Genomic DNA, 13,154 nt, shown 5'->3' with positions numbered 1-13,154 from the left:
ATCCTCTAAATAATTCGATCTAGAAGTGAATCACCAATTCCAGGATTTTCAACTTGGAAATTATCAGCAATCGTTGCACCTATCACAGCATAGCTTTTGAGCAATCCTAAGTGTTTTGGCATTTGTAATGATTTGCTATATATAATGAGTGGTACATTTTCACGTGTATGATCAGTTCCTTTATAAGTTGGATCATTACCATGATCTGCTGTAATCATAAGTAAATCATCACTATCCAAATGATATAACAACTGTTCTAATTGATGATCAAATTCTACAATAGCTTGTCCATATCCTTCAGGATTTCTACGATGTCCATAAACCGCATCGAAATCAACTAAATTCAAGAAAGCTAACCCTGTAAAATCTTCTTTAGCAATTTCTATTGCCTTTTCCATACCATCATGATTAGAAACAGTTTTGACTTTACGTGTAATTCCCTGATCCACAAAAATATCTGGTATTTTTCCTATTCCGATGACTTCAATCTGATTTTCCTTTAAGCTATCTAAAACAGTCTTCCCAAAAGGTTTTAAAGCTAAATCATGGCGATTTGCCGTTCTCACAAATTCGCCTTTCTTTTTTCCTACATAAGGTCTAGCAATGATACGTCCTACTTTCCATCTTTCATCCATTGCAATTTCCCTTGCAATTTCACAGGCACGATAAAGTTCATCTAATGGAATAATATCTTCATTAGCAGCGATTTGAAAAACAGAATCTGCAGATGTATAAACAATCCAGTCCCCTGTTTGAATCTGATGTTCACCCCAGTCATCTAAAATTTTTGTTCCACTTTCTGCATAATTTCCAACACATTTACGTCCGGTCTTTTCTTCAAATAATTCAATGAATTCTTTAGGAAAACCTGTTTCTGTAAATGTTTTAAATGGTTTTGTAATATGTAATCCCATCATTTCCCAGTGACCTGTCATTGTATCCTTCCCATTAGATACTTCTTCAAGACGGGCTGTATAGGCAAGTTGATTCTTTAAAGCATGAATTCCTTTAAAGTTTCCAATATTTCCTAATCCCATACCTTCTAAACAGGGAACATCCAATCCCCCTACTTTTTCACAAATATGACCAAGTGTATTGGCTCCTAAATCATCAAATTGTTGGGCATCATGTGCATCACCAATACCTAATGAATCTAACACAATTAAAAATACACGTTTATATTTTTTCATTTTTCTTATTCCTTTCTTGCATTCTTGGATGTAATTGTCGATAGTCTTCGATAGTTTTTCTTTGAGAAACATGTGTATATATCGTTGTTGTTGAAATATCACTATGTCCAAGCATTTCTTGAATAGAACGTAAATCTGCATCATGTTCAAGCAAATGTGTCGCAAAAGTATGTCGTAATGTATGAGGACTAATATGTTTTGATAAAGGACTTTTTTGTACAATTCTTTGCAGGATATGATAAAAATCATCTCTTGTCATTGGTTTTCCTTTTTGAGTTAGAAACAGATAAGGACTTGAACCATATAAACATAATGTATCACGATAATTTTCAATGTATTCTTTTAAAAGAACACAACATTGATTATTCATTGGCACAATTCTTTCTTTATTTCCTTTCCCTATACATCTGACAAAGCCTTTTTGAATATTGACATTTTGCAATGTTAAATGGCACATTTCACTCACACGCAAACCACAGGCATATAAAATTTCTACCATACAGCGATTTCGAGATGAAGTAGCATCTTTAACTTCTATTGAATCTAATAAAGCCATGACTTCCTTTTCACTTAAAACTTGTGGTAGATATTTCTTACGTTTAGGCATATCAAAAGCACTCATCATATTTTTAGAAATTATTTTTTCTTTCATCAAAAATTGATAAAATTGTCTTAATGAAATCATATGTCGATCAATCGTCGTATCACTGTGTTTTTGATGAAGTCGTTTCAAATAGGCATAAACATGATCTTGAGTGACATCTTCAATAGACTGAATTTGATAGGTCTGATAAACAAAATCAAGAAAATGGCTGATATCTCTTTGATAGGCAGCTACAGTATGTTGGCTATAATTTTTTTCAACAATCATATATTCATGATATTCTCTCAGGGCATCCTTGCATTTCAAAATACATCACCATTCATATTATAACAATTTTTGTCATAAAAAACCACTAAAGATACCTTTAAAATAGAGGAACAACATATAATCGAAAAGCTAGTGAAAGCGTTAAAAGAATAAGTGTTGCTATTATAAAATTAAGTCTATAATTTAAAATACTTTGAATATGAAAATTCTGTTCGATATAAAAATTCACCAAAGTAACATAACTAGAAATATATAATCCAATATAAGTAATGACATATACTATCATCAATTCTAAAATCATTTCACATAACATCAATAAAACAATCATAAACTGGATTTGAACATTCATAACAACATATTGCATTGAAAAAGAAATCTGAAGTCCTTTTAGAAAACAAATAAATAATAAACCTATTTGACCCATATAACTTGTACTTAAATATGTACATATAAAAATCATTATACCACTTTGAATAAGATATAATTGATAATGATTTTGATAATTTTCTATATTAAAATAAAAGAAAGAATGAAAGAATTGTTGAATCATAGGCTGTGTATGTTTATATTGATAAAAACCAAATAAAAATCCCATTATGATAGTTGTCGTTATCACTATAAGGAAATACTTCTTATCTTGAATAAAACGTTGTAAAAAAACACTCATGTTATCACCTCTATAAAACATATGAGCGTTCTTTAAAGTTATTCATTATTTTTAAGATATTTTTTTTGAATATCTTGATTTTTAATAAGTGAAGAAGCTTTCATGACTTTTGTATCAGAAAGATTTTCATTCAATTGTGAAATCAGTTGATCAGTTGGAGTTTCTTTTTGTATTTGACTTTGTGTGGAGTGAAATAAAGATAATTGGATATTAATATCCTGAAGATGCACAACATTGTTCAAACTGACACCTACAAGTCTTAAATTTTCACCATGATAAATACTTTCAAACAACAACAAAGCCGTTGCATAAATAATATCAAAATCATTTGTATATTGATCGATAACTGTCTGTTTTGTTTTAGATTTTTCACGTGTATATTTTAATGTAATCGAAATAGAGTTGGATACAAGATCTCTTTTTTTAGCTCTGGCAGAAACTTCTTTTGATAAAGAATGAAAAACAGATTTAATAAATTCCTCATCATGACTATCATTTTCAAAGGTAGTCGAATTACCTACTGACTTTAATTCATTTTTTTCATAATTAATTTTTGAAAAATCTTTGCCATTAGCCCTTTGATATATAATAAAAGTATTTTTTTGAAAAACTGTTCTTATTTTCTCATAGTTTTCATATTTTGCTAAATCACCAATAGTATAAATACCATGCTGTTCTAGCTTAGGAACTGTTTTCTTTCCAATACCATGCATCTGACCGACCGGAAGATGCCAGAGTTTTTCTTTAAAATTGCGTTTTGTTAATATCGTAATCCCCATTGGTTTTTTCATATCACTTGCCATTTTGGCTAAAAATTTATTAGGAGCAATACCTATAGAACATTGTAAATTTAATGTATTATAAACCTTTTTTTGAATATTTTGAGCAACCTGATAAGGCTGTAAATGATGTTCTTGAATATATTCAGTCATATCAACATAACATTCATCAATACTGGCAACTTCAAGTTTTTTAGAAAAAGTAGAAATGATTTGAAAAAATTCTTGAGATAATGTTTTATATAAAGCAAAATGTGGGGGTACAGTGATAAGCTGTGGACAGAGTTTTTTGGCTTGAAATAAAGGCATAGCAGAATGAATACCATATTTTCGAGCCTCATAGGAAGCTGTTGTAATAATACTACGTCGAGATTCACGACAAACGACAATAGGTTTGCCAACAAGTTGAGGATTTTGAGAAATCTCTGCACTGGCAAAAAAAGCATTTAAATCAATATGAAATATAATCTGCAAAGATATCACCTCAACTTTCCACCCCTATTTTAACATATAATTTTTATAGTTATAAAGACTTTCTTTCTTGACATGGTCAGTTTTATGAGCAAGTCTTAATTTATCAGCAATCATTGCAATAAATTCTGAATTGGTAGGCTTTGCTTTAACAGCCGAAACAGTATAGCCAAAGATATCATCAATAGCATCTGTATTGCCTCTGTTCCATGCCACTTCAATAGCATGACGAATCGCCCTTTCCACACGAGATGAAGTCGTATTATACATTCTTGCTATGTCGGGATATAAAACCTTAGTGACCTGTCCTAAAATTTCAATGTTATAGTAAGTCGTTAAAATGGCTGTTCTTAAATACATATAACCTTTAATATGAGCAGGAATTCCCACTTCATGTAAGATTTCTGTAATCTCATTTTCTATTTTTACTTTTTTATATTTTTCAGATTCATCCTGATCCATTAAATCGGGTTTTTGAAGTTCTGAAGCTGCAATATATAAAGTAGATTGAACAAAATGATGTATATCAAAAGGATATTTAAAGCAATAAGTCACCCCTAATTCTTCTAACATATTACAAATTGTCTGATTTGTAAATTGTGTAATACAGATGACTTTTTGAAAAGTCTGTTTGTTCATTTCTTTTAATCTTTTTAAGACACCAAGTCCATCAATTTCTGATAACATCAAGTCCAATATAAGTAAATCGCAACTCTTTTGATTAAAGAAATTCAAACATTCTGTTCCATTGCTTGTTGAACCAACAATTGTAAATTTATTTGATTTTTCTAAATTGAATTTTATATTTTCCAATAAATCTGGTTGATCAATCGCAATAAATGTTTTCATCATTTCCAATATTTCCTTTTGATTTATTCTCATCAGCAAATTTATTATATATGTGTCAAAACGATATTCCTAGTCTTTCTACAAAAAATAAATTTGAAAAAATGAATTTACACCTATTCGTCAAATTTCTCACTGTCTTTTTCGACAGAAAGTTTATTAAAAAGTCTAATTGTGTTGAAATAAGAAAAAGAGAATCAAGAAGGATTCTCTTTCTATTTGTCGTTTTTGAGCATCCAATCAATATATAAGCCATAACCTTGATGAACATTGTTCATATCCACATGGGTTACACACCCAATCAGTTTGTTGTTTTGAATGATTGGTGAACCACTCATTCCTTGAACAATCCCATTTGTTAATGATAGAACTTCGTTGTCGGTTATTTCAAATGTTATTCCTTTAATATCAGGTTCACTTTGTTTCTTAAGATGAGTAATACGAATAGAGCAGCGACTCATTGTATGTCCATCGAGAACTGTTAAAAAATAAGCATCTCCTAGTTCTACTTCATCAATGGAAGCAGTAGAAATTGTCTGATTTTTCCCAGAAAGATTTGTATATTGACCATATATTCCATAATTATTATTATCGAATAATGTTCCTATTTCAATGGAACCAATATCAGCTATTTTTTCACCCGGATTTCCATTCTGTGAAGGTTTAATATTTTTCACATAAGAATGATAGATAGTTCCATTTTTAACACTTATATCACTTGATAATGAAGTGTCACACATCATATGTCCTAATGCTCCAAAATGATGATTTTGAGGATTATAATAAGTCATTGTTCCAATACCCGTTAAACCGTCTTGAACATATAAACCCGTTGTAAATTGATGATCTTTGGTTTGAAATTTGAGTTCTTTTTCAAAGGTTTGTTTTTGACGTTGAAGTGTTAAAATAATCTCTTGTTTCTTTTCAACACAGGCTTTGATTTCATCCATTAATTCCTGAATAGATTCAACATCCTGATGATTAACCTTTGTAATCAAATCACCTGACATAAAACCATCACTGGCTGGATCATAAGGGTGATTGTCAATAGAAATTTCATAAGTACCGGTAATCATTACACCCTCATAATCAAGTTCAATACCAATGGATTGACCACCAAGAATAACATCTGCTGCAAAAACTTGAAAGGATGGACATAATAAAGAAACGACAGTGATGAGTGATATACTCAACTTTTTCAAAAGCAAAGCATATACACCTCCCTGTAATCTAAATGATTACATTTTATTTTGGCATATATGCTTGATTTTATACGTTCAATAATTTCTTAGCATTAGCAATAGCTTCTTCTGTCATGACTTCTCCCGATAACATTTTAGCAATTTCCATCACTCTTTGCTTTGTATCTAAATGGCGAATAGAAGTGACTGTATCATCATTGAGCGATTGTTTTTCAATGCTATAATGATGATCAGCCAATGCTGCAACCTGTGGTAAATGTGTAATACAGATGACTTGTTTTTTCAAAGCTGTTTTTTTCATTTTTTCACCAATCTTAGTTGCGACTTTACCACTGACACCTGTATCAATTTCATCAAAAATAACAGTATCAATATGATTATATTCTAATATTGTTGTTTTTATTACAAGCATCAAACGTGAAATTTCACCACCACTGGCTGTTTCATTCAACAGGCTTAAATCTTGTCCTTGATTCATTGCGACCTTAAATTTCACATCACTACATCCCAATGGCTGAAGTGATGTTTCATTGATTTCAACTTTAAATATAGCTTTGTCTAAATAGACATCTTTTAATTCTTTTTGAATTTCACTTTCAAATCGATGAGCATACTGTATACGTACTTTGTGCATTTTCAAAGCCAGTTCTTTTGCTTTCCTTTCTTGTTGCGTTAATTGTTGTTGTAACTGTAAAATATGTTCTTCTCGATTTTCAATGGCATTGATTTTTTGCAGCAGTTCTTCACGGTAATCTTGAATACTGGCCATTGTAAAACCATATTTTCTTTTTAGACGATTAGCTTGAAATAAAAGGTCCTGCAATTCATTAAAACGATATTCATCAAATTGAAAAGAACGATAAACATCTAAAATACTTTCAACTTCATCTAACAGGTTATAATAGATATTATGAATTTGTTCAATATGTTTTTCAAATTCATTATAAGAAGATAATGACTGTAATTCAAAAGTCGCTTCTTTTAATTTTGGCAAAACGCCTTGATGATTATTCATTAATTGTTCAAAATTTTGAATATGTTCATTCATTTTTTCATAATTTTGTAAAATTTTTAATTCTTCTTCATATCCATCAATTTCTTCATCAGTATAAGGACATTCATCAATTTCTTCTAACTGACTTTTTAAAAATTCTAATTGTTCATCAGACATATCTTCTTGAATAGTCTGTTGGAGTTGATTTTGAATATGTTTATATTCTTGATATTCTTTTTGATAATCATCTAAAAGGAATTGCAAATCTTCTTTGGCATATTCATCTAAAAGATGAATGTGATTCTTTTCAGCAAAAAGTTTTTGTGTTTCAAACTGAGAATGAATATCAATGAAAAAAGGCATTAATAATTTTAAAGCATTATGTGTGGCAGATTGATAATTAATCTTCACTTGGCTTTTTCCATTGCTTTGAATATGTTTTGTAATAATAAATTCATTTTCAGCATCAATATGTAGTTGTTGACAGACTTCTTCTAATTGAGAGGTCACTTCCACATCAAAGACTCCTTCGATAATGGCTTCTTGACATCCTTTTTTGACAAATGAAGCAGAAGAACGCTGACCACATAATTGGCCAATAGCGTCAATAATAATGGATTTCCCGGCTCCTGTTTCTCCTGTCAAAACACTCATACCCTCAGAAAAATCTACTTTGATTTTATCAATAATAACAAATGATGAAACATATAAACTTTTTAACATCTATTTCACCTACCTTTGAAAATGACTATGTGCTTCATTGACAACAGCTTCAATATCAATATCCAAATCTGCCTTGTCCTCATAAAGGAAGCAACCTAAAAATTCAATATTTCCTTCCCCACCCGTAATCGGTGAATAAGTTAATCCCTGTAAAGAAAAACCATGTTCATGAGCATATTTAATGACTTCTTGTATTACACGTTGATGAATTTCTGGTTGAGATACAATCCCGTGTTTTCCCACATCATCTCTCCCTGCTTCAAACTGTGGTTTGATTAAAGCAACACAGTAAGCCCCTTTTTTAAGAATTTTTGATAATGCTGGAAAAATATGTTTTAACGAAATAAAGGATACATCAATACTGGCAAATTCAGGTTGTCCATATTGAAACAATTCCAATGAAGCATAACGAAAGTTAGTTTGTTCTAAAACATGAACACGTGGATCATTCCTTAACTTCCAGACAAGCTGATTTGTGCCCACATCCAATGCATAAACTTCTCTAGCTCCATGTTGCAAAGCACAATCTGTAAAACCTCCTGTCGAAGAACCAATATCCAGCATCAAGAGATGATCTAATTGCAAATGAAAAACCTGTAATGCTTTTTCTAATTTTAATCCACCTCGTGATACATAACGTAACTTTTCACCCTTTATATATAAATGTGAATCAATCGGTATTTTGGTTCCGGGTTTATCAATATAATCATAATCATCACGTACAATGCCAGCCATAATCGCTCTTTTGGCTTTTTCGCGTGAATCAAATAAACCCTGTTCCACGCAAAGAACATCAACTCTTTCTTTTTTCATGAAGTATCTCCTTTACTTTTTGCTTTAAATCATCAATATGAATATGTTCTAATTTTAATAATTCATCTAATTGTCCCTGTGGCGTATAATGATCATCAATACCCATATAATCAATGGTTATAGGCATATGTTTTTGAGAATAATAATAAGCAATTAAACTTCCTAATGATCCAGTCATCAGATCTGTTTCATATATGAGTAAATGCTGATGTAAATCAAAAAGTTCATCTAACATTTTTTCATCCAGAGGTTTGATAAATCTGGCATTAATCAGATTCACTGGCAATTTTTCCTGTATCAAAAATTGAGAAACCTGATACACTTTAGCATCATAAGTTAAAATAGTTAAAGGATTATTATCATTGAAAATGATTTTTTCCCATGTTCCTATATCAATTTCCTTATCCAAATCTACATTCATATCTTCCGTTGATCCTTTAGGAAATCTTAAAATATAAGGAGAATCAAAATGATGAAAAACTGTATTGATCATCTTTTTTAACTCTTGAGCATCTTTGGGTGACATAATTACAAGATGAGGAATGGCTGATAAAAAACTTATATCAAAAACACCATGATGCGTTTCACCATCAGCCCCAACCAAGCCACTACGATCAACACCAATCAGACATGGTAAATTCATTCTTGCAATATCATGATTAATCTGATCATAACAGCGTTGTAAAAATGATGAATAAATAGTAATAAATGGTTTTTTTTGTGCATTCGATAAACCTGCAGCAAATGTCATCGCATGTTCTTCTGCGATACCGACATCAAAAGAACGATCAGGAAAGGTTTCAAAAATCGAACGTAAACAACTTCCAGAAATCATGGCTGGTGTGATTGTCACAATATCTTCATCTTTATGCATCCATTTTTCAATGTGACGGGCTACAACTTCACTCCAGCTGATTGTAGAACTTTCTTGATGACGAATCCCTTCACGATAGTCAAAAGGAGGCACACCATGATAAACACCATAGTAATCATTTTCAGCAAGTGGATAACCTTTTCCTTTGACTGTATGTACATGAATAACAACACTATGATCCATTTCAGAGGCCAGAGCCAAAGCACTCAAAAGATCATGAAAATCATGTCCATTAATCGGACCAATATAATCTAAACCAAATTCTCCAAAAATATGATCATTAATCACATTATTTTTTATTTGATCTTTGATTTTCTTAGTCATTTTATAAACTTTTTTTCCTAAATTTGATTTACTTAAAAAAGAAATATAATTATTACGAGCATTTTTATATTGAGTAGACATTCTCACATCAGAAAAGAAATTACTTAAACCACCTACATTTTTAGAAATAGACATATTATTATCATTCAAGATAATAATCACCTTAGAAGATATGGATCCTAAATAATTCAATGCTTCAAAAGACTCACCACTCATTAAAGCGGCATCTCCTACAACACAAATGATTTCTCCTTTTTCATGATTTAAATCTCTAGCAACAGCCATTCCAGCTGAAGCTGATAAAGCCGTTGAAGAATGTCCTGCTTCCCATGCATCATGAATACTTTCTTTACGCTTTTGAAAACCACTTAATCCATGAAACTGTCTTAATGTCGAAAATTGTCCGGCACGACCAGTTAAAATTTTATGAACATATGATTGATGTCCAACATCAAAAATAATTTTATCTGTTGGTGAATTAAAAATATAATGTAAAGCTATCGTTAGTTCAACGACCCCCAAATTACTGGAAAAATGTCCCCCTGTTTGAGAAACATTTTGAATTATAAATGTTCTGATATCTTGAGCTAATTCTTCCAATTCCTCAATATTCATTTGTTTTAAAAATTGAGGATCTTTGATTTGTTCTAGCTTCATTTAACTCACCCTTTTCAAAATTTTTACCAATAATTCTAAAATTAAGCCATGATTAATCTGCATAGCATATATTCTTTCATAACATTTTTTAAACAATTCATCCACTTTCTTTTGTGAAGCTTCAATTCCCAGCAATGACACATAAGTAGATTTATGATTTTCAATATCACTTCCTACCATTTTTCCTAACTGCTCAGTTGTCGATGTGATATCCAAAATATCATCTTGAATTTGAAAAGCCAATCCTAAATCATATCCTAGCTGTTTCCAATGTTCCAAATCATCTTTTTTTGCTATACAGGCAGCCATTTGAAGACTGACGGAAATCAAATCTCCTGTTTTATGATAATGAATATCTTGGAGTTCTTCTAAAGAGGCTTGATGATTTTCAAAATATAAATCTTGTTGTTGACCATAAATCATACCATTGACACCACTTGCCTGATAAAGCAAATTCGTCAGTTGAACTTTCAATGAATCATTCAATGTTGTCTGTAAAATCACATTAACACCTAAATTTAATAAAGCATCTCCTGCAAGAATAGCTGTTGCTTCATCAAATTGCTTATGACAAGTTTTTCTACCCCTTCTTAAATCATCATTATCCATTCCTGGTAAATCATCATGAATCAATGAATATGTATGAATCATTTCAATGGCACATGCCACATCCATATAAGAACGATAATCTAACTGATAAGATTTTAAAACGGTTAAAAATAGCATTGGTCTTAAACGTTTACCCGGTGCCAATAAAGAGTAAATCATAGCATCTTTGACTTTTCCCTCTTTAAGAGGCTGACATAATTCCAGTAAGCGTTGATTAATTTCCTCTTTCATTTCTTTCATATTAAGATTCTCCCTCTTTAAAATCCTTTAACTGTCCATCTTCATAGATTTGTGCAACCTTTTCTTGAATGTTCTTTAATTTATTATCACAATATTGACAAAGTGTCACTCCTTCTTGAAATAAAGCAATACTATCTTCCAATGGTATTTCATTATTTTCAAGACTATTCACTATTTCCTCCAAACGCAAAATTGCCTGTTCATATGTCATTTTTTCCATTTTTCTCACCTACTTTATTTGTGCTTTTCTTACTCCATCATAAAATTGTATATCAACAATATCATCTGTTTGAACATCATTTTTTGATTTCATTAGTTTTTGATCCTTTTTGATCAGAGTATAACCTCTTTGCATGACTTTTAAAGGACTGAATGCATCAAGTTGAACAATCAGTTGTTGTGTTTTATAGTTTTGTTGTTGAATTTTCTGATCCATCTTTTGTTTTAAAAGTTTTTGATATTCTAACAACTGTTGATAAACTTTCAAATCAAGAACCTTAAAATGATAAAACAGTTGATCTTTCAAATGCGTTAAACGTAATATTTCTTGAGAATACAGAGCTTCTGGCGTGTTTAAGAAATAAGAATTTTTCAGTCGATCCAATTTTTGTTGATGAATATGTAAATATTGTTTCATACGATATGTCAGCTGTTGCTGTAATTCATAAAGATGTTTCTTTAATTCTTTTTGATCAGGTGTCGCAAACATGGCTGCTTCAGAAGGTGTCGCACAACGAACATCACTAACAAAATCACAAATAGTAAAATCCATTTCATGTCCAACAGCACTTATAATGGGCGTTTGACAAGCATAAATTTGTCGAGCCAAAGCTTCCTCGTTAAAATTCCATAAATCCTCAATAGTTCCACCACCACGTGTTATCACAATGAAATCAAAGCCCAGTGAATCAACTTGAGATAACGTCTGGATAATCTTCAAATATGCATTTTTTCCCTGTACTGGAATAGGAAATAAAACAATTCTCGTAAAAGGAAAACGATCATGTGAAATTTTAATAAAATCTTGCACAGCATCTCCATTCTTAGCTGATAAAACAGCTATTGCTTTAGGAAATGGAGGAATTGATTTTTTATGCTGGGCATCAAATAATCCTTCTTGTGATAACTTCTTCTTTAAATTTTCAAATTCAACATATAGCTTTCCTAAACCATCCTGTTCCATTGATTGTACATATAACTGATAATCCCCAGAAGGTTCATAGACAGAAACATATGCACGAATATAGACTTTCATTCCATTTTCAACCTGAAACGAAAGTTTTCTTGCATTTGAATAAAACATGATGGCTGAAACTCTTGCATGATCATCTTTTAAAGTGAAATAAAGATGACCACTAGGATGTGGTCTGAAGTTTGAAATCTCACCTGTAATATAGACATTTCTTAACGAAGCATCCTGATCAAATTTGGCTTTTATATATTTGTTTAAAGTTTGAACACTAATGTATTTTTGTATATCCATTATCCAACATTTCCTAAAATACCATTAATAAATTTATAGGAATCATCATCACAGAACTTTTTCGCATTCACTACAGCTTCATTCACAACGATTGTCTTAGGTAAATCAGATTCCAGCAGTTCACATGTTGCGATAAAGAGGATTGCTCTTTCCATGACACTTAAACGTTCAAATGTCCAACCTTTCTTCAAATATCTCTCTAATAATTGCTGATAAGATGCTTTATTTTGTAAAGTAGTTTCTACCAGCCATAATGTAAATTTCAAAGAATCTTCACTTGATGAAAGTTCTTTATTTTCTGATATATAAGTATGCATATCATCAAGAGATGCTCCAACTAATAAATTTTGATAAATACATATTGTCGCAATTTCTCTTGCTATTTTACGATGTGTTTTTTCCATATTAATA

General features: G+C 31.0%; 13 protein-coding genes. All 13 read right to left on the bottom strand.

Going from position 1 to position 13,154, the window contains the following annotated elements:
- Positions 1-5: 5 nt before the first annotated feature.
- The 13 genes from KEC48_RS04115 to nusB all read right to left on the bottom strand — a co-directional run bounded on the left by KEC48_RS04115 (position 6) and on the right by nusB (position 13,147).
- Positions 6-1,190 carry a phosphopentomutase gene (locus KEC48_RS04115; protein WP_211964600.1) on the bottom strand — a complete coding sequence of 395 codons (1,185 nt, stop codon included), beginning with the start codon at positions 1,188-1,190 and terminating at the stop codon, positions 6-8.
- Complete coding sequence (gene xerD, locus KEC48_RS04110) at positions 1,177-2,100, bottom strand: site-specific tyrosine recombinase XerD (protein ID WP_087359660.1); 924 nt, start codon at positions 2,098-2,100, stop codon at positions 1,177-1,179. The genes KEC48_RS04115 and xerD overlap by 14 nt, the downstream gene beginning before the upstream one ends.
- A gap of 58 nt (positions 2,101-2,158) precedes the next feature.
- A complete protein-coding gene (locus KEC48_RS04105; RefSeq protein ID WP_087359663.1) occupies positions 2,159-2,728 on the bottom strand; it encodes a hypothetical protein in 570 nt (189 codons plus the stop codon).
- Positions 2,729-2,766: 38 nt separating this feature from the next.
- Positions 2,767-3,981 carry a DNA polymerase IV gene (locus KEC48_RS04100; protein WP_205088776.1) on the bottom strand — a complete coding sequence of 405 codons (1,215 nt, stop codon included), beginning with the start codon at positions 3,979-3,981 and terminating at the stop codon, positions 2,767-2,769.
- 24 nt (positions 3,982-4,005) lie between these two features.
- Positions 4,006-4,830 carry a sporulation transcription factor Spo0A gene (spo0A, locus tag KEC48_RS04095; protein WP_211964596.1) on the bottom strand — a complete coding sequence of 275 codons (825 nt, stop codon included), beginning with the start codon at positions 4,828-4,830 and terminating at the stop codon, positions 4,006-4,008.
- Positions 4,831-5,039: 209 nt separating this feature from the next.
- Positions 5,040-6,032, bottom strand: a complete 993-nt coding sequence (locus KEC48_RS04090) for a SpoIVB peptidase S55 domain-containing protein (RefSeq protein ID WP_211964595.1) — start codon at positions 6,030-6,032, stop codon at positions 5,040-5,042.
- Positions 6,033-6,093: 61 nt separating this feature from the next.
- A complete protein-coding gene (gene recN / locus KEC48_RS04085; protein ID WP_211964594.1) occupies positions 6,094-7,743 on the bottom strand; it encodes a DNA repair protein RecN in 1,650 nt (549 codons plus the stop codon).
- 9 nt (positions 7,744-7,752) lie between these two features.
- On the bottom strand, positions 7,753-8,556 hold the full coding sequence (locus tag KEC48_RS04080) for a TlyA family RNA methyltransferase (protein WP_087359672.1): 804 nt from the start codon (positions 8,554-8,556) through the stop codon (positions 7,753-7,755).
- The gene (dxs, locus tag KEC48_RS04075) at positions 8,537-10,411 is read right to left on the bottom strand and encodes a 1-deoxy-D-xylulose-5-phosphate synthase (protein WP_211964593.1); all 1,875 of its coding nucleotides are present in this window, start codon (positions 10,409-10,411) and stop codon (positions 8,537-8,539) included. Before dxs ends, KEC48_RS04080 begins: the two co-directional genes overlap by 20 nt.
- Entirely contained in the window at positions 10,412-11,260 is an 849-nt protein-coding gene (locus KEC48_RS04070; protein WP_249191404.1) for a polyprenyl synthetase family protein, read from the bottom strand.
- 1 nt (position 11,261) lies between these two features.
- On the bottom strand, positions 11,262-11,480 hold the full coding sequence (xseB, locus tag KEC48_RS04065; RefSeq protein WP_087359680.1) for an exodeoxyribonuclease VII small subunit: 219 nt from the start codon (positions 11,478-11,480) through the stop codon (positions 11,262-11,264).
- Positions 11,481-11,489: 9 nt separating this feature from the next.
- On the bottom strand, positions 11,490-12,743 hold the full coding sequence (xseA, locus tag KEC48_RS04060; RefSeq protein ID WP_211964592.1) for an exodeoxyribonuclease VII large subunit: 1,254 nt from the start codon (positions 12,741-12,743) through the stop codon (positions 11,490-11,492).
- Complete coding sequence (nusB, locus tag KEC48_RS04055) at positions 12,743-13,147, bottom strand: transcription antitermination factor NusB (protein WP_211964590.1); 405 nt, start codon at positions 13,145-13,147, stop codon at positions 12,743-12,745. Before nusB ends, xseA begins: the two co-directional genes overlap by 1 nt.
- Between the last annotated feature and the right edge of the window lie 7 nt (positions 13,148-13,154).

The organism is Clostridium sp. C1, assembly GCF_018223625.1.
Taxonomy (GTDB): Bacteria; Bacillota_I; Bacilli_A; order Erysipelotrichales; family Coprobacillaceae; genus Allocoprobacillus.
The sequence above is the reverse complement of the archived record's forward strand: the minus strand, read 5'-3'. Positions and strand labels throughout refer to the sequence as shown.

What these genes read in the sequence shown, in the direction of transcription:
- KEC48_RS04115 (WP_211964600.1), bottom strand. Translation starts at nt 1,190, where the DNA reads ATGAAAAAATATAAACGTGTATTTTTAATTGTGTTAGATTCATTAGGT.
- KEC48_RS04105 (WP_087359663.1), bottom strand. Translation starts at nt 2,728, where the DNA reads ATGAGTGTTTTTTTACAACGTTTTATTCAAGATAAGAAGTATTTCCTT.
- spo0A (WP_211964596.1), bottom strand. Translation starts at nt 4,830, where the DNA reads ATGATGAAAACATTTATTGCGATTGATCAACCAGATTTATTGGAAAAT.
- recN (WP_211964594.1), bottom strand. Translation starts at nt 7,743, where the DNA reads ATGTTAAAAAGTTTATATGTTTCATCATTTGTTATTATTGATAAAATC.
- KEC48_RS04080 (WP_087359672.1), bottom strand. Translation starts at nt 8,556, where the DNA reads ATGAAAAAAGAAAGAGTTGATGTTCTTTGCGTGGAACAGGGTTTATTT.
- dxs (WP_211964593.1), bottom strand. Translation starts at nt 10,411, where the DNA reads ATGAAGCTAGAACAAATCAAAGATCCTCAATTTTTAAAACAAATGAAT.
- KEC48_RS04070 (WP_249191404.1), bottom strand. Translation starts at nt 11,260, where the DNA reads ATGAAAGAAATGAAAGAGGAAATTAATCAACGCTTACTGGAATTATGT.
- xseB (WP_087359680.1), bottom strand. Translation starts at nt 11,480, where the DNA reads ATGGAAAAAATGACATATGAACAGGCAATTTTGCGTTTGGAGGAAATA.
- xseA (WP_211964592.1), bottom strand. Translation starts at nt 12,743, where the DNA reads ATGGATATACAAAAATACATTAGTGTTCAAACTTTAAACAAATATATA.
- nusB (WP_211964590.1), bottom strand. Translation starts at nt 13,147, where the DNA reads ATGGAAAAAACACATCGTAAAATAGCAAGAGAAATTGCGACAATATGT.